Source organism: Roseivirga echinicomitans, assembly GCF_001592935.1.
Taxonomy (GTDB): Bacteria; Bacteroidota; Bacteroidia; order Cytophagales; family Cyclobacteriaceae; genus Roseivirga; species Roseivirga echinicomitans.
Genome location: NZ_LRDB01000003.1, coordinates 233,957 through 254,439, shown reverse-complemented (window position 1 = coordinate 254,439; position 20,483 = coordinate 233,957). Strand labels below are relative to the sequence as shown.

The 20,483-nt window shown below is 37.3% G+C and carries 16 protein-coding genes; 11 read left to right on the top strand and 5 right to left on the bottom strand.

The window, feature by feature from the left end:
• The first annotated feature begins 7 nt into the window (after window positions 1–7).
• The 4 genes from AWN68_RS06110 to AWN68_RS06095 are packed head-to-tail and all read left to right on the top strand — an operon-like array spanning window position 8 to window position 5,789.
• Window positions 8–2,518 carry an SLBB domain-containing protein gene (locus tag AWN68_RS06110; RefSeq protein ID WP_172796040.1) on the top strand — a complete coding sequence of 837 codons (2,511 nt, stop codon included), beginning with the start codon at window positions 8–10 and terminating at the stop codon, window positions 2,516–2,518.
• The gene (locus AWN68_RS06105; protein ID WP_068412784.1) at window positions 2,515–3,585 is read left to right on the top strand and encodes a GumC domain-containing protein; all 1,071 of its coding nucleotides are present in this window, start codon (window positions 2,515–2,517) and stop codon (window positions 3,583–3,585) included. Before AWN68_RS06110 ends, AWN68_RS06105 begins: the two co-directional genes overlap by 4 nt.
• A gap of 34 nt (window positions 3,586–3,619) precedes the next feature.
• Complete coding sequence (locus tag AWN68_RS06100) at window positions 3,620–4,894, top strand: oligosaccharide flippase family protein (protein WP_084362777.1); 1,275 nt, start codon at window positions 3,620–3,622, stop codon at window positions 4,892–4,894.
• Window positions 4,878–5,789 (top strand): glycosyltransferase family 2 protein, encoded by a 912-nt coding sequence (locus tag AWN68_RS06095; protein ID WP_068412782.1) that lies wholly within the window; start codon window positions 4,878–4,880, stop codon window positions 5,787–5,789. The genes AWN68_RS06100 and AWN68_RS06095 overlap by 17 nt, the downstream gene beginning before the upstream one ends.
• 51 nt (window positions 5,790–5,840) lie before the next feature.
• Here AWN68_RS06095 and AWN68_RS06090 read toward each other — a convergent pair whose 3' ends face one another.
• Window positions 5,841–6,728: a class I SAM-dependent methyltransferase gene (locus tag AWN68_RS06090; protein ID WP_068412780.1), complete on the bottom strand. Its 888-nt coding sequence runs from the start codon at window positions 6,726–6,728 to the stop codon at window positions 5,841–5,843.
• 341 nt (window positions 6,729–7,069) lie between these two features.
• On the opposite strand from AWN68_RS06090, the gene AWN68_RS06080 reads away from it, so the two are divergent.
• From AWN68_RS06080 to AWN68_RS06060, 5 genes are read left to right on the top strand one after another with little or no spacing between them, the layout of a single operon-like run.
• Window positions 7,070–8,224, top strand: coding sequence for a glycosyltransferase family 4 protein (locus tag AWN68_RS06080; RefSeq protein ID WP_068412772.1), 1,155 nt, complete (start codon window positions 7,070–7,072; stop codon window positions 8,222–8,224).
• A gap of 24 nt (window positions 8,225–8,248) precedes the next feature.
• Window positions 8,249–9,640, top strand: a complete 1,392-nt coding sequence (locus AWN68_RS06075) for an O-antigen ligase family protein (protein ID WP_068412770.1) — start codon at window positions 8,249–8,251, stop codon at window positions 9,638–9,640.
• A gap of 6 nt (window positions 9,641–9,646) precedes the next feature.
• Window positions 9,647–10,558 carry a glycosyltransferase family 9 protein gene (locus AWN68_RS06070; RefSeq protein WP_157716108.1) on the top strand — a complete coding sequence of 304 codons (912 nt, stop codon included), beginning with the start codon at window positions 9,647–9,649 and terminating at the stop codon, window positions 10,556–10,558.
• Between the two features lie 46 nt (window positions 10,559–10,604).
• Window positions 10,605–11,372 carry a WecB/TagA/CpsF family glycosyltransferase gene (locus AWN68_RS06065; protein ID WP_068412766.1) on the top strand — a complete coding sequence of 256 codons (768 nt, stop codon included), beginning with the start codon at window positions 10,605–10,607 and terminating at the stop codon, window positions 11,370–11,372.
• 34 nt (window positions 11,373–11,406) lie between these two features.
• Window positions 11,407–12,462 carry an NAD-dependent epimerase/dehydratase family protein gene (locus AWN68_RS06060; protein ID WP_068412764.1) on the top strand — a complete coding sequence of 352 codons (1,056 nt, stop codon included), beginning with the start codon at window positions 11,407–11,409 and terminating at the stop codon, window positions 12,460–12,462.
• Here the strand turns inward: AWN68_RS06060 and AWN68_RS06055 are convergent.
• Together AWN68_RS06055 and AWN68_RS06050 are read right to left on the bottom strand one after the other, a co-directional pair.
• Window positions 12,459–14,138 carry a capsule assembly Wzi family protein gene (locus tag AWN68_RS06055; protein ID WP_068412762.1) on the bottom strand — a complete coding sequence of 560 codons (1,680 nt, stop codon included), beginning with the start codon at window positions 14,136–14,138 and terminating at the stop codon, window positions 12,459–12,461. The two genes, AWN68_RS06060 and AWN68_RS06055, sit on opposite strands and share 4 nt — an antisense overlap.
• Window positions 14,135–14,818, bottom strand: coding sequence for a hypothetical protein (locus tag AWN68_RS06050; protein WP_068412760.1), 684 nt, complete (start codon window positions 14,816–14,818; stop codon window positions 14,135–14,137). The genes AWN68_RS06055 and AWN68_RS06050 overlap by 4 nt, the downstream gene beginning before the upstream one ends.
• Window positions 14,819–15,065: 247 nt before the next feature.
• On the opposite strand from AWN68_RS06050, the gene AWN68_RS06045 reads away from it, so the two are divergent.
• Window positions 15,066–16,565, top strand: a complete 1,500-nt coding sequence (locus AWN68_RS06045) for a capsule assembly Wzi family protein (RefSeq protein WP_157716107.1) — start codon at window positions 15,066–15,068, stop codon at window positions 16,563–16,565.
• A 147-nt stretch (window positions 16,566–16,712) separates the two neighbouring features.
• Window positions 16,713–18,038, top strand: coding sequence for an exopolysaccharide biosynthesis polyprenyl glycosylphosphotransferase (locus AWN68_RS06040; RefSeq protein ID WP_068412757.1), 1,326 nt, complete (start codon window positions 16,713–16,715; stop codon window positions 18,036–18,038).
• A 24-nt stretch (window positions 18,039–18,062) separates the two neighbouring features.
• Here the strand turns inward: AWN68_RS06040 and AWN68_RS06035 are convergent, their stop codons facing one another.
• Together AWN68_RS06035 and AWN68_RS06030 are read right to left on the bottom strand one after the other, a co-directional pair.
• Window positions 18,063–19,460 carry a capsule assembly Wzi family protein gene (locus AWN68_RS06035; protein WP_068412755.1) on the bottom strand — a complete coding sequence of 466 codons (1,398 nt, stop codon included), beginning with the start codon at window positions 19,458–19,460 and terminating at the stop codon, window positions 18,063–18,065.
• A 38-nt stretch (window positions 19,461–19,498) separates the two neighbouring features.
• Window positions 19,499–20,482, bottom strand: coding sequence for a UDP-glucuronic acid decarboxylase family protein (locus AWN68_RS06030; RefSeq protein WP_068412752.1), 984 nt, complete (start codon window positions 20,480–20,482; stop codon window positions 19,499–19,501).
• Window position 20,483: the final 1 nt, after the last annotated feature.

The window sequence follows — 20,483 nt, the reverse complement described above, 5'->3', positions numbered from 1 at the left end:
GCCGGCAATGGCTCAGGCATTGCCAGATTTTACTGCCATTAAGGTGGATGAGCTTTCTGATGAACAAATTCAAAGTATGATGCAAAAGGCATCTTCAATGGGGTATTCACAACAAGACTTGTTTGCTGCTGCACAGGGACAAGGGGTGTCATTGACTGAAATATCAAAACTAGGTCAAAGGATGAATAAAATACAAAGCTCCAGAGTATCTACGGCTGAATCAACTCCAACGGGAAGATCTAATCGAACCAGTATGGAAGCGTTGATTTCTGAAAGTCAGCCTTTATTACCCTCTGAGATTTTTGGTTTGGCCATTTTTCAAAATGGCAATGCAAAAAATGGTTTTGTGTCTAGCTTGAATATTCCGACTCCAGAAAATTATGTGCTTGGAGCAGGGGATGAGATTTTTATTGATATTTATGGAAGCTCAGAACAATACTATCAGGCTGAAATTAACCCTGAGGGGAGTATTATTTTGGAAAACTTTGGGCCTATTTTCTTGTCGGGACTAAATGTTAAAGCTGCTGAGGCCAAGATAAAAAATAAACTAGCCAAGGTAATTACTGAATTGGAAGGAGAATCTCCTTCAACATTCATCTCTGTTACTTTAGGAAGAATTAGGTCAATTAATATCACAGTGGCGGGTGAAGTTGCTATTCCAGGTAACTATACTATGAGTGCATTTAGTACAGTTTTTAATGCGTTGTATTCCGTGGGTGGTGTGACGGAAAATGGAACACTCAGGAATATCAAAGTGTTTAGAGAAGATAAGCTAGTTGCTCAACTTGATGCTTATGATTTTTTAATTTCAGGGGATAGCAAGAGTAATATACGGCTTCAGAGTAATGATGTGATTATTATTGATCCATATACCAACCGTATTACAGTTAGTGGTGCCGTGAAAAGACCAGCTATTTATGAATTAAAGGAGAATGAATCCCTTTCCGATCTAATTAGGTATGCGGGGGGATTTAGCGAGAATGCTTTTTCAGAACAAATAAGTGTAGTTAGGAACGTGGGCAAAGAGAAGGTGGTTGCCGATGTTTTTGAAAATCAGTATGCAGTTTTTACTCCTAAGCCAGGGGATGTTTATCAAGTTAAACGTGTCTTGGATCGCTTCTCAAATCGAGTTCAAATTAAGGGGGCTGTTTTCCGTCCAGGACAGTACTCAATTTCTGGAGCGCTAACAGCCAAACAACTTATTGAAAAGGCTGATGGACTGAAGGGTGATGCTAGTCAAAGCAGGGCTTTAATTATTAGAACAAATCCTGATTTATCTACAGAAACTATTTCCATCAATTTGAAGGACTTAATGGATGGGACTTCAAATGATGTTCAATTACAGCGTGAAGATGTTGTACAAATATTTTCCATTTATGATTTGAAAGAGGAGAGTTATGTAGAAGTTTCTGGTGAGGTAAATTCTGGTGGGATCTTTAGATTTTCAAATCAAATGACGATTGAAGATATCTTGATTTTGGCGGGAGGCTTTAAGTCTTCAGCATCGGAATCGAAAATTGAAATCACACGAAGATATGGTGATGCTCAAGTTGGGAATGTATCAGAGGTTTTCGTTGTAGATGTTGACAGAAATCTGTCACTTAATAATGAAGATAAAACTTTTGAACTTCAGCCCTTTGATCATATCATTGTAAGAAAGAACCCTAATTTCTTTGTTCAAAAATTTGTGGCCATCGAAGGGGAGGTAGCCTATCCGGGCAACTATGCCATAAAGAATCAAACCGAGAGAATATCAAGTCTTTTAGAGCGTGCAGGAGGTGTAAACCAGTATGCATATATAGAGGGAGCTACTTTGCTCAGAAAAACCGAATTCCATTCAGAGATAAGCAATATTGAACAAAAAGTTCAGGCCTTGGAAGCACTTCTCAACAGGTATGCCGAAGGAGATCCTTCATTATCTGAATCGGAGTTGGCGCAAGTGGCTAGGCTTAATCAGCAACTTGATGAGCTTGATAAACAAAACTTAGACACTGAAGGAGATCCATTCTACGCGAAAAAGGAAAGACTCAGAGAAATTGTCCAACGCAATGCGCTTTTTGGAGATGTACAACTTGGTAACTCTGATGCTATTGGAATCGATCTGAAGAAAATTATTGAAAATCCGAAATCTAAATTTGACCTTATCCTTGAGGAGGGCGATGTGCTTGTTCTTCCGAAACAGCAAGAAACTGTGAGGTTAAGAGGTAGAGTGCTTTATCCTACCACAGTGGTTTATGAGCCCAATAGAAGCGTCAAGCACTTTATCAACTTGGCTGGAGGCTTTGGCAACAGAGCTCAGCGTAAAAACACGCATGTGATTTACGCCAATGGGAAAGTAGCGAAGACAAAAAAATTCTTGTTTTTCAAATTTTATCCTCGTGTATCTCCGGGTGCTGAAATTATTGTACCTTCCAAGCCACTTAAATTACCATTTGCTATTTCTGAGGTTGTTGGTATCACTAGCGGTTTAGCCACTTTAGCCCTTCTTATTAGTCAAATCAATTTTTCTGGAAAATGAGTGAACATCACCATATTAATGAAGAGCGAATATCTATTGCTGGCCTTATACGCAATTTTCAGGCATGGGCAAAAGCTATGTTCAGCGCATGGGCAAAAATTATTGTTGGTGCCATTGTTATTGGGGGGTTATTCTTCACTTATCAGTTGGTTAGAAAAACAAATTATAAGGCTGAAACAACATTTACACTTGAGGATGAATCTGGTGGAGGTTTAGGACAGCTATCTTCTCTGGCTTCTTTGGCTGGAGTTAATGTTGGTTCCTCATTAGGAGGTGAGAGTAGCCTTTTTCAGCTGGATAATATTACGGAGCTTTACATGTCATACACCATGATGAAGGAGACGCTTTTGACAAAAAGTGAATCGGAAATGGGTGTTGAAAGACTCATAACTTGGTATGGCCGTGAAAACAAACTGGACAAAAAGTGGGCAAAAGCGGGTGTCAATTTTGAGATGCCTAAAGACAATATGATTGTGAGGCATGATAGTGTTTTGAAGGAAGTGGTAAAAGATATTAGAAAAAGAAACCTTGTCGTTTCAAAGCCTAGCCGAAAGCTTACTATATTAAGCGTAGCATATACCTCTAATAATGAGTTGTTTTCTAAAAAGTTTAATGAAACTTTAGTTCAGCATGTAAACGAGTTTTATAAAGCAGCGAAAACAAAAAAGACCAGTGAAAACTTAAGAGTATTGGCCTATCAGGCAGATAGCGTTAAAAAGGTTTTAGATCAGTCCTTAAGTGATTTAGCTCAGTTTGATGAACGTAACCCTTACCTTAATTCTTTGAAGTCTACGGCATATGTGCCAAGACAAAAAATAATGATAGATGTTCAGGCTTCATCGGCTGTATATGAGGAGATTGTTAAAAATTTAGAAATTGCTAAAATCTCTAATCGAAATAATACACCTCTGATACAGGGAATAGATAAGCCTGTTTTGCCCCTAGAAGACGACCATATGAAGTGGTATAAAGCCTTGGTGATTGGGTTGATTTTAGGTGGACTGCTAATGGTGAGTTACTTTACTTTAATGCGGATTTATACATCTGTTATGAGTCAAGAAGATTGATATAACTCTTACATAATCTTAATCAAGAGCCCCAATAGTTATCAAAGAGGTTAGAAAAATAATCAAGAGCGTTTCTTTCGCTAACTTCTTTCACTTGTCGCTAAACCAAGGAGTAAATGTCCTTGTAGCAGTTGTTATCACACCATTACTGTACCAAAACTTAGGGGAAGGCCAATTCGGCTTAGTCGGTTTAGGGCTTACAGTTGTAATGTTCTTAAGTGTCCTTGTCAATTACGGTTTCCATTTAAACGGGCCAAAGCGGCTAGCATTAACCTTAGGTGATACCGATAAACAGCAAGAGTTGGTAAATGAGATTATAGTCACCAAGCTGATGCTTTCTGTCGTGCTCAGTTTGTTGATATTAATTGCTATTTATGGGTTCAATTTTTTTCCTGATTATTCCTCAATACTTTCTCTTTCATTGGTGATTTTACTAGGGGAAGCCTTATTTCCGATGTTTATTTTGCAGGGGCTCGACAAGCTTTCTTTAGTTTCAATTGCCAATGCCATATCTAAGCTGTTTTATTTAATTGCCGTAGTCATAGTAGTGAAAGAAGGCAGTGACGCTAAATGGGTTAATTTTTTATTCGGAGCTTCTTCCGTCATTGTCAATTTCGGTTTATTAGTGTTCGTCTACAAAAAGTGGGGGCTCAGGTTTTATTGGGTCAACGCTGCAAAGGTATTTATAAGGATAAAGGAGAATTTTCAGTTTTTCCTTTCAACCATTGGCGGACACCTTTCAGTTCATGGAGGTTATATTATTCTAAGTAATTTTGTTTCGGAAGTAGAACTAGGAAGGTATAACTTAGCGCAACGAGTAGCTTTTTTATTAAGAATGATTCCCGTTTTTTTAACCCAGTCTATTCTGCAAAGTGCTTCACGACTTTATCATGAAAATGAGTCTGATTTTAATGAGTATTTATCTAAAGCTTATAAAAGTGGTCTGGCATTAACCTTTGCTGTTGGACTGGGGTTCGCAATTACTTCTTCATATATCATCCGAATTTTAGGTGGTGAGTATGTTGATTATAGTGCCAATGTGTTAAGGATATTATGCTTTATTCCGTTTTTTGGAATGTTGAACGTTGCCAACATGATAAAAATTTTAGTAGCAGAAAGGAAAGAAATTTTGGCCAAAGCCACCTGGGTAACGGCAGTTTTTATGCTTGTTATTGCAATGTTGGGTAGTTATTACTTTGGGGGCTATGGGCTGGCTGTGGCACTACTTCTTTCAGAGGTGTTAAGTTTTGCAGTGCATTATTATTTATTAAAGAGGTATTGTGTGTTGAGTAATGATGGGGATAAATAAAATTGCAATCATTTTGGTTAACTGGAATGCCTATGACCTTACGGTTCGATGCATTAGTAGTTTAGAGGATACGGGTTTCCCAAGCATAAATATTTTTTTGGTAGACAATGCTTCAGCAGATAATTCGGGACCTAGACTTAGAGAGAGGTTTAAAGAAGTTACCTTTATTCAGAACATAGAGAACCTGGGTTTTACTGGAGGCAACAACGTAGCAATAACACGGGCTTTGGATGCTGGATTCGAGTACATTATGCTTCTTAATAACGATACTGAAGTTACGGAAAGCTTTTTAGAACCATTGCTTTTGACCCTAGAGGGTAATGTTAAAGTGGCTGCAGTTCAGCCGTTGATCTTAGAATTGAATCGGAAAGACTTTATATGGAGTGCAGGTGGAGATACTGATCGATTCTTTGGTTTGTCGAAAACACGCTTTTTATATCAAGAGCTAGACACGGTAAGGTCAAGCATTAAATTAGACACGGATTGGATCACAGGCTGTTGTATTTTAGCTCGGTCTTCGGTTATCCGCCAGATTGGTGCTTTGGATAATAAATTCTTTGCATACCATGAAGATGTAGATTGGTCCATTCGAATGCGCAAAGCAGGTTATGAGTTAAAGGTGGCTCCAGAAAGTGTAATCTTTCATCTTTCCATGGCCTCTTTAAAAAGTGATACCAAGCAGAAGGAAGGGTTTCTATCGCCTTTTATGCATTACCTTCATGCTAGAAATCATTTGTTTTTGGTTAGAAAACACAAGGATTACTTTAACCCCGTAGGCGCTTGGGGTTATCAATTTTTCAAACTGGCTGGCTATTCGGCTTACTTTATTTTCAGAGGTCGGTTTAACAAGCTAAGGTCTGCCCTGAAAGGGTTTAAGGATGGGTTAATAAAATGAGGTTAATCATATTATAAATTAAGCTTCAATAAATAGATTCTTTTCTTGAAGCTATTTTTGTGCAATCAAAGTTACCGGAAGCTTTAGTTGACATACGCCATATACCTTGATGCTTCTAAATATTCTTAGTAGGATAGGGTTATTCTCTATTGCTTCTACCCAGTGAGTTTTTATCCTCACTTTTTTGAAAAGAGAATATTTAAGCTTTGGAATTGGTAAAATTGTTGAGACCTCTCTGAACCCAATCTTTTTAAGTTGGTTTGCCATTTCGGTATGTGTAGATTCATTTACATGACCTCCTTCTGCGGTCAGTTTTCCTGACTGAGAAAAATCCTTAATGCGAGTAACATCCCAGGGACCGAAGAGTCTGTTAGGCATTATTATTATTAACTTTCCATTGGGTTTCAAATGATTGAATATGTTTTTCAGATGAATATCAGCATCCTCTGGAACAAGATGTTCTAAGACATTATCGGAAAACGCAACATCAAACTTTTCATCAAATTCATAATTAATAATATTAGACTCTATAAAACGGATTGTTTTATGAGACTTGAGACTTTCAGGAATTACCACATCTATTCCAGTAAGGCTTTTGGTTTTTAGGTGTCTCTCTATACTTTGAAGCATATATCCCTGACCACTCCCGTAGTCGACAACCGAAGCATTCTCCAGTTCTTTTGCGAATAACTTTACGTATTTATCCTTGTCGTTTATTCCATCAATTAAACTAGTATCTCTACCATAAATAGGAATAAGCTTAGAATAGAATTCATCATATAATTTTACTCGTTTGTCAAAATTCTTTTCATTAAGCAAGAGTCGGTGATAGTGTTCTTCAACCTTGAAGGCTGCCACTAAAACTTCTTCAGATAGACCTTCTGAAACTGAATATCTGTGAATATCAGGAAACTCTAAATAACCGTGATTTTTTGTCATATTTGCCTGCTCTTGCTGTTTATCTATGAATCATCAAAAATATAGATTTTTTATCAATAGTATCCTAAATGAGAATTTTGCCTGTCACTCGTTCTCTGTGAACAACTATGAAAAAAGGGTCCGTAAAATTGCCTCTTGGCTCAGCCAAGGACTAAAGATTTGTGGGTATATTGCGTACTTTGTTTTGCATGGGAGATTTATTTACCTAAAGTTTGTGGTTAGAGGTTTGCGCGATGGCTTAACCAAGTAGTCATCATTCAATTGACTTTGAAACGGTTTGTCATTATCAAAAATTAATAATTTTTTAATCATACTAACTATTGTCAACTAAGCTAGGTTCAATGAAAATTCTCCAGGTTCACAATATATATAAAGGAAAGACGGGTGAGGAAACCGTTGTTGAGGAAGAGAAAAAAATACTGGACCGTCATGGCCATTGTGTAATTCAGTTTATTAAGGATAACTCTGATTTGGATAAATATTCAAAATTAGATAAGATCAAAATATTGAGTTCTCTTCACTCTTCAAAATCCATTGGGAAGGAATTAGAAGAATTTATTGAAAAGGAGAAGCCGGATATTTGTCATGTACATAATACATTTCCTTTGATTACACCTATTGTCTATGAAGTTTGTAAGTCTAAAAATGTACCAGTTGTTCAGACCTTACATAACTACAAAATGGTATGTACTAATAGCCTTCTATTTCGTAATGGGGAGGTGTGTGAAAAGTGTTTAAATAAGAGCCTTTATAACTCTATTAAATTTAAGTGTTATAGAAACTCATATTTTGCAACTGCCGCTCAGGCTCATGTAATCCAATATCATAGAAATAAAGGAACTTGGGATAATCTGATTGATCGATACGTATGCTTGACCGAGTTTCAGAAAGAGAAAGTTTTTGGGGATACCTTGAAAGACAAAGTTGTGGTCAAACCCAATTTTCTGGCTGAGAATAATTTGGTGACTGTTCGGGAAGATTTTTTCCTATTTGTTGGTAGACTAAATGATTCAAAAGGACTTCAGGATTTACTTTATTTGTTTAGAAGAAATACACATTCCAAATTCATTCTTATTGGTAAATCGGATAATCCAGAGATATTCCGTGATTTTAAGAATGTTAAACACTTAGGGGAAAGAAACCGAGATGTTGTTTTGGAAAATATGAGAAAGTGTAAAGCTGTCATTTTCCCTTCTAAATATTATGAAGGAATGCCAATGGTTATTCTTGAGGCTTTTTCATTAAAAAAACCGGTAATTTCGAGAAATAGAGGGGCCATGGCTTCCATGATTAATGATGGGGTTAATGGCCTTAAATATGAAATTGAAAGTGGGTTGATAGATGCCATTAATAAGATGGAAGAGAACTCCGCATTGGTAAACCAATTGGGAGAACGGGCATATCTAGATTATAAAGAAAATTATACCGAAGAAAAAGGGTATGAAAACTTGATAAACCTTTATGCTGAAGTATTAAGCTCTCGATCACTCGTTTAGTTGACTTAATGATAAAATAACCGAATGACTATCGTTGCTACTTTTCTTTTAATACTTTATTCCATATTATTTTTCTATGTGCTCGATGCTGTCCTTAGGGGGAAGTTTGAATATGTGCTACTTTTTTCCGTAATCTTTTTCCCTATTTATGCGCTTTTTTTAACCTTTAATTACGATGCTTTTGAATTGCCTATTTTAGTTAATTTGATTCAATACTCTAAAGAGATTGTAATCTTTGGAGCTCTTGGTGTATGGATATCTGGCCAAAGAAACATGCTAAATAGGAAGTGGGAAATATCTTTTTTGGATGGCCTTTTTCTTTCCTTTCTTGTGCTCTCTTTTATCTTCTTTGTATTGGGTGTTGGCGAAGCCACATTTACCAATAAAGCCGTCTATTTAAAAAATATCTTGTTAATAGGGATATTTTACTTTTTTGGTCGTCAGATCAAGATTGACTTTAAGTATTGGGATAGAGTTTTCAACGTCATATTTATCATGACTGTTTTAGCATGTGGGCTGATTATTTTGGAAAGGGTTTTTAGTACTCATTTTCATACTTTAGTAGGCTATGCCAAGTATAATTTACATTTGAAGGATTTTGAACCCGTTGGTACGTATGGTCTTAATTGGACCTTTGAGGCAGAGGGTGGGCGACCAAGGTATGGCTCATTTTTCGCGAACCCATTGGAGCTTTCATCCTCTATGCTCATTTCAGTTGCCTTGAGTACTATTTATTTGCTTTCAGTTCCATATAAAACAAACAAGAGTAAATACTTTGTAATTCTAGCTTGTTCATTTATTTGTGTTTTACTCGCATATTCTAGAGCTTCATTTGTAGCTTTTTTTTTAATGCTCATATTTATAGCCTTTTTAATGAGGTATTATAAGATTTTGAAAGCAGCCATTGCCGTTGCGGTTTGTATAGTTTTATATATTTCTTTTTTTGCGGCTGATGAAGTCCGATATTTTGTTATCGATACACTTACATTTCAAAACTCTTCCAGTTTGACTCATATTGTGGATTGGCTAAAAGCAGTGGAGAGTATGTTGTCAAACCCAATGGGTATTGGGTTGGCAATGAGCGGTAATGCTGGTGGAGTTGAAGAAAGTTTGATTGTAGGTGGTGAGAATCAATACTTGATTTATGGTGTTCAGCTTGGCTTTCTTGGTGCATTAATTTATATAGGAATGCTCTTTTTCGGTATACGTGACTCTTGGAGAGCTTTCCGCTTATCAAGAAGCCGACAAGAAGCAGTCATCCCCTTCGTTGCGGCTTCGGTCAAATTCGGATTACTATTGCCTTTATTTACAGCTAACGCTGAAGCATATATATATGTGTCATTAATCTCATGGTGGTTTATTGGTTATGCGGAAACCATTTATCAAAGGAATAAGAAGTATCAAGTATTATCATAAATAAGCGTGAGAACGAATAGAGCATATAGTATTAGAGAACATTTTTCTGCTGTAAGAAAGTACTTCATTACTAAACTCTCATTGTTCTTTCTGAAATTTTTTAATAACCAGAACCTAACTATTATTCGAGATGGTGGGTTTGGAGATGCTATTATGGCTTCATCAGTGGTAAAGGCTATTCAATATAAATACCCGAAAGCAAAAATTTCGGTAAGTTCAGGATTCCCTGAGGTGTTTGATAATGTACAGTTTTCCGTGCATTCACGTTTAACTTTTCCAGTGATTTGGTTGAGTTATAGCCACTATGACTTTTTCCCTTGGACAATCAGAAAACCACTTCATTGTAGGCTCATAATGGAGGAAGTTGCAGGTGTATTGAACGAGCATAAAAGTAAGCATGCAATTTCTATTGATGAGAGAGAATATAAAGACTTTATAAGAGATCATGTTGAGAATAAAAAGTACCTCGTTATTCAATCAGGAGCAGGTGCTTGGTTTCAAGAGAAAAATTGGGATCAAAGTAAATGGTTACGCCTTGTTGAAGGGCTCAAGGTTTTGGGTTATTGTGTTTATCACATTGGCACACAAGACAATGCCCCTATAGAAGGGGTAGTAGACTTCAGGGGTAAAACTAACATTTATGAAAGCTTACTCTTGGTAAAGTATGCCAAACTGCTAATCGGGGTAAACTCTTTTGCCGAACAAGCGGCTTCGGTATTTAATATACCATCGGTTATTCTTTACGGCCCTACAAACCCAAGGTACTCTCTAAACCCTGGCCAAGTAGCTGTTTTCTCAAATCAAGCTTTTGAATATGGAGATTTATATAACTTGCCATACCAATTTCAGAATATGAATAGTATTGACGTAAAAACGGTTTTGAATGCAGCATCTACGATTCTTAACCAAACGAATTAGGAGCTGCATGATTTTATACCGTTAACGTAATTGAGATAAAACCTAGATGAGCCAACCGTTTAAGAAGTATAGATTATTTGTGCCCGAATATGCTAATGTGGATTATGAGCTTGCTTCAGAAATCATTGTGGAAAATGGTATTCAAAGATGTAGTTTCGGTGTTTCTGCCCTTGCTGTGCATGGCTTAATGACTAGCATTACCGATTCTCAATTGGGGCAAGTGATAAATAATATTGATTTAATAGTTCCAGATGGCCAACCTGTGAGGTGGGCGCTCAATAGTTTCTATAAACTTGGAATGCAGGATAGAGTTTATGGCCCTGAGCTTACGCTCTGGGTACTGAAAAAAGCAAACGAAAAGAGTTTGAAAGTTTACCTTTACGGAAGTACGGAGCGTACCCTATCTAAATTTCAAGAGTTTATCGAAAGAGACTACCCAAGTGTGGATATATGCGGTGTACATATCGATAGATTTAGAGAGGCAACTGCAGAGGAAGATTTTGAAGATGTTGAAAAGATAAATAGTAGTGGGGCAAACATAGTACTTGTTGGACGAGGTTGCCCAAGACAAGAGTACTGGGTGGCTAACCACAAAGGTAGGGTGTATGCCGCTATGATGGCAGTTGGTGCTGCTTTTGACTTCCATGCCGGAACGGTAAAGCAGGCGCCTAGTTGGGTGCAGAAAAATGGTCTTGAATGGCTCTATAGGCTAATTCAGGAGCCAAAAAGGTTAGCAAAAAGGTATTTTATAACAAATAGTCATTTTATATTCAAATTTATTAAACATAGGTATTTTTTAAGGCGGCCTTATTAGTCTGGTCTCTTTGAAAAGAATTTAATCATACATTATGAATCGATTACTAGTAACGGGATCTGCGGGCTTAATTGGCAGTGAGGTTGTGAGTTTCTTTGCCCAAAGAAATTGGGAGGTTATTGGAATAGACAATAATATGAGGGCCGATTTTTTCGGCAGTGCAGGTGATACTCAATGGAATGCTAAAAGACTGGAAGAACTGTACCCTAATTATACCCATCATGTAATTGATATTAGGAATAGAGCTGAAGTAGGTGACTTTTTACAGAAAGTCAAACCTGATGCAATTGTTCATGCAGCTGCACAACCTAGTCATGATTTGGCGGCTTCGAGGCCCTTTGATGATTTTGATGTTAATGCTGTGGGCACCTTAAATCTTTTGGAAGGACTCAGAAGAGTTTCTACTAATGTACCCTTCGTTCATATGTCAACAAATAAAGTATACGGTGATGCGCCAAACAGCCTTAACCTTACTGAGCATGAAAAGAGATGGGATTATACGGACGAAGAGTATTATAATGGTATAAAGGAGAGCTTTACTATTGACCAATCAAAGCATTCCATTTTTGGGGCCTCAAAGGTGGCTGGGGATGTGATGGTTCAGGAATATGGAAGATATTTTAACATGCCTACTTGCTGCCTACGAGGAGGCTGTTTAACCGGCCCAAACCACAGTGGTGTTGAATTGCACGGTTTTCTTAGTTATCTAATCAAGTGTAATTTAATAGAAAGAGAGTATACAATCTTTGGATACAAAGGAAAACAGGTGCGTGACAATATACACTCGTTTGATGTGGCAAGGTTTATTGAAGAGTTTTTGATGAATCCGAGGGTAGGGGAAGTGTATAATTTGGGTGGTGGACGATCAAACTCTGTCTCAATTCTTGAAGCTTTTGATTTGATCTCTGAAATTTCGGGGAAACCAATGAAGTATAAGTATTCTGAACAGAACCGTTCAGGTGATCATATTTGCTACATATCGGATCTGAGTAAAATGAAAGATCATTATCCAAATTGGAATATCACCAAGGACCTTAGAACTACCTTTCAGGAAATACATGATTCATGGGTGCTGAGAATGCCTTCTTAAAAAGTGTAAGCTAAGTTGATATCTAAATTGAAGTTATCTCGATCTTTCCCCGGATAGTAAGGATATGGAGTAGCATTAGGGTCAAATATAACTTCCCACTGATAGTTCAGCGACTTAGTGTAGAATAAGGAACCTCTTAGGAATAATTTGTCAAATTGCCATTCAACAAAACCATGTAGGTTATAATCAACCCAATACCTTGTGAAATCACCCGAGAAAGTGAAAGTAGCAAAGTCGTTATTATGAACATATCTTTCAACGGCTCCGCCAATCCGCTTTAAACCTTTCAGCCACGAAACTTCGAGGTATTGTGCATTACCGCCTGGGCCTAAGGCTGAGCCAAGAACTTCTCCGTTATTGGTATATCCATCCCGAACAACGCCATGGATATACCACGATAAAGCATTCCTAAAAAATCTGCTCTCCGTTTGTGACATTTGTGTTAATTCAAAATTGAATTGGTAAAACTCATCTTTCTTGGCTGTTGGAAATAGCTTACTGAAGCCTATGGTTAGAGCTCTTGAGTGATCGGAGTCAACTAATAAATCTCTTAAGTTAATTGCAGCATCATTTTTTCCAAATTCAAAGTATACTTCGGCTTTAGAATCAAACCAGACCCATCTCCCAAAAAGGCTTGCTGCCTCATCCTGTCTTAACTCAGACCCAAATTCGTTAGGGTCTTTCCCTCTAAATATGCCTGAAACTGCAGGAAAATAGTCTTTTCCCGCTTTGGCATTTGCGTAATACTGCTGAACCCACCTTGTCACACCAAATGAAAGCCCTTGAATCCATTTTGGGGAATAAGAGAAACTTATTGCCTGAAAATAACGCCAATCATTCGGTTTTGGGGCAAACTGTACTTGTCCGCTAAACAGGGAATCATAGTAGGGAGGGTTGAATCCAGACGCTTTAAGTTGCCCCGTCAATATTTGTCCTTCAAATGAGCCAATGAAAGTTTCAATTGGTCGCTGAGTGTTAAAGGTTATGTGCGGAAATCCCTGAGCATTATTACTCATCATTAAGCTATTACGTATGGCCGGCCCCCACCAAATGTTTTCGGTGGACAGACCTAATGATAGTCCCCATTGATTTAGCCGTATACTTGACTGGCCAACTGTGGCTTGTGTATAATTGCCATCTCCATAACGTTCAGGTTCATCTATCCGATTAAAAAATACATATCTAGATTGCCATGTACTCTCAAAATGGCGAGGCTTAAATGGGAAACCTTGGTATCTATTATTTTCTGCAAATATTAATTCTGGTTTCAACTGAATTGTAAGGGGACCCCATTCTGAATATATCCCCGCACTTAAATAGGTTTGTAATCCTCTTGAGCGAATCATTGCTCCGTCATTTCTGCTGTCGGGATGATCGCTATCATAGGCTAGCCTAAAATCCAAGGGCAAAATCTTCAAGCTGCCCTTGTTGCCATCAAAACGAGCTATGGTTTTAAAGTAGTTATCGGTATCAAATACTAAGGAGTCGATCTTAAGACCGTTCCCTCCAAAGACTACTGGTCGATAATTAAATGAAAATGAAGAATCAAGATTTCCAAGTAACTGCTGCCTTCTTAAATAATCTTGGACAACCGCTGACCCCAAAGGGATCGTTTGGGCAAATAATTGGCCGCCAAAAAGTAAGAAAGTATAGATTAACAATATTATTTTTTTCATCTTTTCTTAAAAACGCTTATAGATAAATTGTCTAAAGACCAGCTTTCATCACATAATGGATTGTCGGAATTTGGTTGTACTAATCTATCATAAAAACTTATAGTTGTACTATTTCTTTTATGTAGAAAGACTTTGTCAAACTTGTAAAGAGATGTTCCATTTGGAGAATCTTTCCATGCGCATAGACCAGGAAGACTGGTTGAAAAAGCCTCTAGTTTTGAGTTATTTGGAAAGGGGAACTCACGCGGGTACGATTGGCTATAGCAGAAACCGGGTATACAGAGCCCATTCGAAAATGTAGTTTCAAAATATATTTTTTCAGATGACTTTAGGTTTTCATTTGGATCAAATTCTAATAACCAAGCGTCATGGTCTTCCCCCAAAGGGTTTGTTTCGTTTGTATTTCCATCCCAAGAATCGTGAATATATAGATCGAAGGAAACTCTTATATATTCATGATCTGGTAAATCATCTAATGAAAGCTGAAATCCACTATTATTGAAGTTACCCATAACAACATCGCCATCAAAGTTTGATATCTTCACGCCAGAAATGCCTGGATAGTCCCCATTATCGAAGTCGTTGAAATAAATAAGCTCTTCCTCGGGTACAATGTCCTCGCACGAAAAACAGAGCAAAGCAAAAGCGCAAAAGATATAGTTGAGGGACTTTCTATTCATTTAATTAGAAAACGCAGGTTCACAATTGATAAGGAACTATCAAAAATGGGAAACTTATTCTGAATAATTAAGAAAAGCTGTGAAATATACGGAGTAAAGTAAAAGAGAGAACAATAATACTCGAGGTAGACTCTGAAGCTGTAAGCTTTTCATACTCATTTAATGAATAGGGCAGTTTTTTAAGTAAAGATTGACTACAGAAATACATATGGGATTTGATATATTTGAAGGATTAAATTTAATTGTATTGAGACTCTTTTTATTTGGCATATTCCTGATTCTTTATAAAGTGACGCTAGCTCAGGATGTTTCCGCTAAACTTGACACGCTAGACCTGGAAATTCAATCAGGAACTCTTATTTCCTCCAAGAGCTTTGCTCCTTTTTACCTTGTTAATAACCAGTATGGAGAAGTTGACGGTGATGCGCCTGTCTTTCTGAAAGGGGAGCTACAGTATAAAAGAATAATTAGCGATTCTTGGACGCTTTCTTCAGGCTTGAGTTTTAGAAACGAAAGATTATCAACGCTTTATTTAGGTGCGAAATTTAAAGACTGGGAATTTAACGCTGGAAGAATCAAAAAAACTTATGGCGGATTACACGCTGATCTATCATCTGGGTCATTGGCGTTGAGTGAAAATGCACTACCAATTCCAATGCTTGAAATTAGCTTGAATGAGTACAAGTCCGTTCCTTTCACGCATCATTATTTGAAGTTTAGAGGTTCTTTGAGTCAAAGGTGGATGGAGAAAGATAGATACATTTCAAAGGCGCTTTTACATGGTAAGACCTTTTATGGGATGATTGATTTAGACGACTTAATTGGTTTGCAAATTTCATCGGGGATTGTACATTTTGCTCAGTATGGGGGCGTCTCACCACAAGGTGATAAACAGCCGAGTAGTTTAAACAATTATTTCAGAGTGTTTATGGGAAGGGGCATTCATAATCCAGATGGCACAAGCGCTGGCGAGGGAAATGCCATTGGTAATCATCTTGGTTTAACAGAGTTCATCTTCAAAAAAAGATTAGGAGCTCATACACTGAGTCTAAATTATCAAAAGCCGTTTGAAGATGCCGGTAGTATCCAATTCATAAGTTTTAAGGATTTTTTAATTGGGTTGGAGTGGGTTTTGCCAGAGAATGAATCTTTGGTAAATAAGTTTTATATCGAGGTGGTAAGAACAAAGTGGCAGAGTGGGCGTGGACTTCCAGATCCTACAGATGATATCCAAACCGAAGAGCAAAATCGGAACAATGAATTTGGTGAAAGAGATGACATCTACAATAATTATTTGTATCGTTCGGGTTGGACATACCATGATCAAGTAATTGGAAACCCATTGATTTTAACTTACAAGCGTACTCTTAACTTTCTTGAACCTTATCCAGATTACGGTGTGGCTATTGCGAATAATAGATTATCAGCGCTCCATATAGGGATTGAGGGGCGCTTTACTTCTAAAATTACCTATAAAGGGCTATTGACATACTCAAAAAACTTTGGTACTTATGCGGGGTTGTATGAGGGCAGATTCAATTGGGGGGGAATAGACAGAGACCCTAATTTTGAATATGTTTTTCTACCAGCTAAAAAACAATGGTACACTTCAATAGAAGTTGATTATAAACAAGTGTTTGACTTAAAGCCATTGTCATTGAATATAAGGCTTGCAAACGATTTTGGTCAACTGTATCAGGCTGTTGGGTTTGAACTGTCTGTCCGATACAAATTGTCAAATTATTAATTCAGCGTACAACATGTGAAAGGTTTGGCTTGTTTTAATATCTTTGTGGCAATATTTTTTTTGTGATATAATTGAAATAAAAATAATTCTCAAGTGGTGAGAAAAAGGTTTAACAGATACTTTCCGTATTTATTTGTGTTAGGGGAAATGATTGTTTTAACAATTATTTTCTTTAGTTCAGTGTATGTGGCTGAGGGTCAGTTTGTTGTTAGTAAGCCTTACCTCTTATTGTTGACAATTTATTTATCTACTTGGCCCATTATATCATACCTGAATAAAGATTATAAAATAGGCAGAGCAGTTAGTTACTACACCACATTCAAAAAGGCCTTTTTTAGCGTATTCATTTTCATTTCTGTTATTTCAATTTTTTGGTTGTTTTCTGAATCTGAATCTCTGGAACGTCATTTTTTGACCACTTTAGTTCTACTTCTCTTTCTATGGCTAACCATTTATAGGGTTTCAGTTCATCTTGTGCTAGATAAGTATAGGGAATTTGGTGGTAATATCAGGTATGCAGTTATACTAGGTAATGATGACCTAGGGACTAAGCTATTCGAGACACTTAAAAGAAAAAGTCACTACGGGATAAGATGTCTTGGGTTTTATGGAGATGTGAATGGCAACAATCAGGAGTATTCATATTTGGGAGACTTCAAAGATTTTCTGAAGGCAAACCTTGACAATATAGATCATATCTATGTGAGTGAGAGAGCTCCCAAGTATGTATTGGAGAGGGCAATTGAAATTGGAGAGAGTAGTTTAAAAAGAGTAAAACTCTTGCCAGAATTCAAAACCGAAGCAATTAAGAACTTTGTGCTTCGAAGATATGATGCGGTACCAGTAATTGATGTTAATAACTTACCGCTAGATGCCAAGGTAAATACTTTTGTGAAGCGTGCTTTTGATGTGGTATTTGCTTTTCTGATTTTCGTGTTTTTTCTAAGTTGGATGTACCCCGTCTTTGGCTTGATTATAAAATTAGAATCCAAAGGGCCAATTCTGTTTAAACAGCTTAGGCATGGTAAAGGAAATACACCATTTTACTGTTATAAATTCAGGACCATGGTGAAGAACAATGAATCTGATTTTGTTTGGGCCAGTAAGAATGATCCAAGGATAACAAGGTTTGGTACTTTTTTACGAAAAACAAGCTTGGACGAGTTTCCGCAATTCTTCAATGTATTGATTGGTAATATGTCAATTGTGGGTCCAAGGCCCCACCCACTTTCTCTTAACAAAGCTTATGAAAGTAAAATAGAAAAGTATGCTAAGCGACACGCTTATAAGCCGGGGGTTACGGGCTTGGCGCAAGCCATGGGCTTTCGAGGCGAGATAACAGATTACTATCAAATGAATTCTAGGGTGAGACTAGACAGGTTTTACCTTCAGAACTGGTCTTTTGTATTAGACATTAAAATTATTTTTCTCACAATTTATGCTCTGATGAAAGGGCAAAAATTGGCTTACTAGTTTTGCTGTTGAGAATCTCTTAGATTACCTTTTGCTTAGGGTAATTTCTTTCTGAAACTCTACCCTAAAACTAATATGTGGAGGAGCATAATTCCCCCAGTTATATTCTGTACCAATTAATAGATTACTTTTCTTGATGTTAATACAGGTGTTTAGTGCAATTGAGCTAAGCTCTAAAGCGGTATTCAGCGGTATATGCTTCGTTCCAGAATTTACAAATTTCCTAAAGGAAAGCGTATATTTAAAATTCCGAATGTGGCCTTGAGAGTAAAGACTAAGGCCGCTTATTACATTATTTATGGTATTGCCAAGCGAGTTTTCTGGGTTGATAATGAGGAAAATGGGACTCCCAATAAGTTGGTTATTATAGGTCCATCCATTTCGATAAACACTGTTATTTAAGAAATTATCAGGGCCAGCGCCAAGACCACTAAGTGAGCCTCCTTGATTTGAGGTATTTACTATTTCGACTCCTATTTTACTTAAAAATCCCAATTCGTCTATCTGGTTTATAGAAAGCCCATATGTCCCAGCGTTCCAATTCTTTGGCTTCAATCCTGAACCATCTTCCCACAACCATTGAATATAGTTTTCTATACTCCAGTTTTCGTTAATGGTAATTTTTAATAGCAGGTCCCATGTGCCGAGGTGGTTGCCAAGGGCATTGATCTTATCTGTATCAAGAGCATTATCGTTACCCTTGCTCGCGAGCAGAATTCTCATGAAATTGGAAAACCCTGTAGGTTGCTTTAGGTTATTCTGTCGATTTTGACCTCCCCACTGAACGTTATGCGTTATTCCGAAATTAAACTGAATCGGTAGGCTTTCTGTTTTGAATTTAAAATGAAGATACTTTTCATGAAGAAGCGCACCACTTTGATGCCTATCCGCTTCAAGCCACCCGTGAGCCATATATCCTTTTACACTAAGAAAGGATCTGATGAGTGGAAACCAATCACGGGTTTGTAAGGATAACTTCGGGATTGGACGTGAATTGTTGCCATTCACAAGATTTCCAAAGCCAAGCACTGGGTTGTAACCGAGAAGTTCTTCCTTTTGGCCGACAGTAAAAATAAAGCTTGAGTAACTTAGCCCAATATAATTTTGAATTAAGCTTCCATATACCTTGTCGGAGGTAACCCCTGACCATTCCATTCCATAGAAATAGTTAAGGTTATTTGTTTTACTTATGTCCTTGGTAAAAAAGAGACTACTGTAAACAAAATTTCTCTCCCCATTTTTAAAACGCTGACTATTATTTCCCTGCATCCAGAACGGTAGCGTACCATTTGTTGAAGAGATTAAACCCTGTTTTACTACAAAACTATGCGATTCTTTAATTGAATCATTGGGAAATTGGAAACCGTATAATAATGGCCCATAGAACAGGGCAAATAGGGTTAGGAATTTTTTTGTGAGCATGTAATTGAGACACTAAATAATAAGCCTTGGTTGTAGGCTTATTTTATATAGTGGTCAAAATTCTTGTGATCTTTATCGAAAAGCTTTTCTTCTGAAAATGACTTGAAATAATCGTATGTTATTTTTAATCCTTCAGCACGTGATATTTTAGGCTCCCATCCTAGTATGTCTCTGGCTTTGTCAATGTTCGGTTGTCGCTGCATTGGATCATCTTTTGGCAAAGGTTTATAAATCACCTTTTGCTGAGTTCCTGTTAATTTGATGATTTCTTCAGCAAATTGAGAAATTGTAATTTCATCAGGGTTGCCAATATTTACTGGGTGTGCGTAGTCTGATAATAAAAGCCTATAAATTCCTTCTATCAAGTCATCAACATAGCAGAAAGATCTTGTTTGAGAACCATCTCCAAAGATCGTCAAATCTTCACCACGCAAAGCTTGGCCAATAAAGGCTGGCAATACACGCCCATCATTCAGGCGCATACGTGGACCGTAGGTATTGAATATCCTTACGATTCGGGTTTCTAACTTATGATAAGTGTGGTAAGCCATTGTTATAGCTTCTTGAAACCTTTTGGCTTCATCATAAACACCTCTTGGGCCAACTGGGTTTACATTACCATAGTATTCTTCAGTTTGGGGGTGAACCATCGGGTCCCCATATACTTCGGAAGTTGAGGCAATAAGCATTCTAGCACCCTTATTTAAAGCTAAGCCTAATAGGTTATGAGTACCCAAAGAGCCCACTTTCAAAGTTTGAATCGGAATCTTCAGGTAGTCAATTGGGCTTGCAGGAGAGGCGAAGTGAAGGATATAGTCGAGTTTACCTGCTACATGAACAAATTTTGAAACATCATGGTGATGAAACTCAAATTGTTCTAGAGGCATAAGGTGCTCAATATTGGATAAGTGACCAGTAATGAGGTTATCCATGCCAATTACGTGATATCCTTCTTTTATAAAACGATCACATAAATGAGAACCAAGAAACCCAGCCGCGCCTGTAATTAAAACTCTTTTCATA

Coding starts and splice junctions, on each gene's coding strand:
- AWN68_RS06075 (WP_068412770.1), top strand. CDS start 8,249: ATGACTATCGTTGCTACTTTTCTTTTAATACTTTATTCCATATTATTT.
- AWN68_RS06060 (WP_068412764.1), top strand. CDS start 11,407: ATGAATCGATTACTAGTAACGGGATCTGCGGGCTTAATTGGCAGTGAG.
- AWN68_RS06040 (WP_068412757.1), top strand. CDS start 16,713: ATGATTGTTTTAACAATTATTTTCTTTAGTTCAGTGTATGTGGCTGAG.
- AWN68_RS06090 (WP_068412780.1), bottom strand. CDS start 6,728: ATGACAAAAAATCACGGTTATTTAGAGTTTCCTGATATTCACAGATAT.
- AWN68_RS06080 (WP_068412772.1), top strand. CDS start 7,070: ATGAAAATTCTCCAGGTTCACAATATATATAAAGGAAAGACGGGTGAG.
- AWN68_RS06095 (WP_068412782.1), top strand. CDS start 4,878: ATGATGGGGATAAATAAAATTGCAATCATTTTGGTTAACTGGAATGCC.
- AWN68_RS06105 (WP_068412784.1), top strand. CDS start 2,515: ATGAGTGAACATCACCATATTAATGAAGAGCGAATATCTATTGCTGGC.
- AWN68_RS06065 (WP_068412766.1), top strand. CDS start 10,605: ATGAGCCAACCGTTTAAGAAGTATAGATTATTTGTGCCCGAATATGCT.
- AWN68_RS06050 (WP_068412760.1), bottom strand. CDS start 14,818: ATGAATAGAAAGTCCCTCAACTATATCTTTTGCGCTTTTGCTTTGCTC.
- AWN68_RS06030 (WP_068412752.1), bottom strand. CDS start 20,482: ATGAAAAGAGTTTTAATTACAGGCGCGGCTGGGTTTCTTGGTTCTCAT.
- AWN68_RS06110 (WP_172796040.1), top strand. CDS start 8: ATGGCTCAGGCATTGCCAGATTTTACTGCCATTAAGGTGGATGAGCTT.
- AWN68_RS06035 (WP_068412755.1), bottom strand. CDS start 19,460: ATGCTCACAAAAAAATTCCTAACCCTATTTGCCCTGTTCTATGGGCCA.
- AWN68_RS06055 (WP_068412762.1), bottom strand. CDS start 14,138: ATGAAAAAAATAATATTGTTAATCTATACTTTCTTACTTTTTGGCGGC.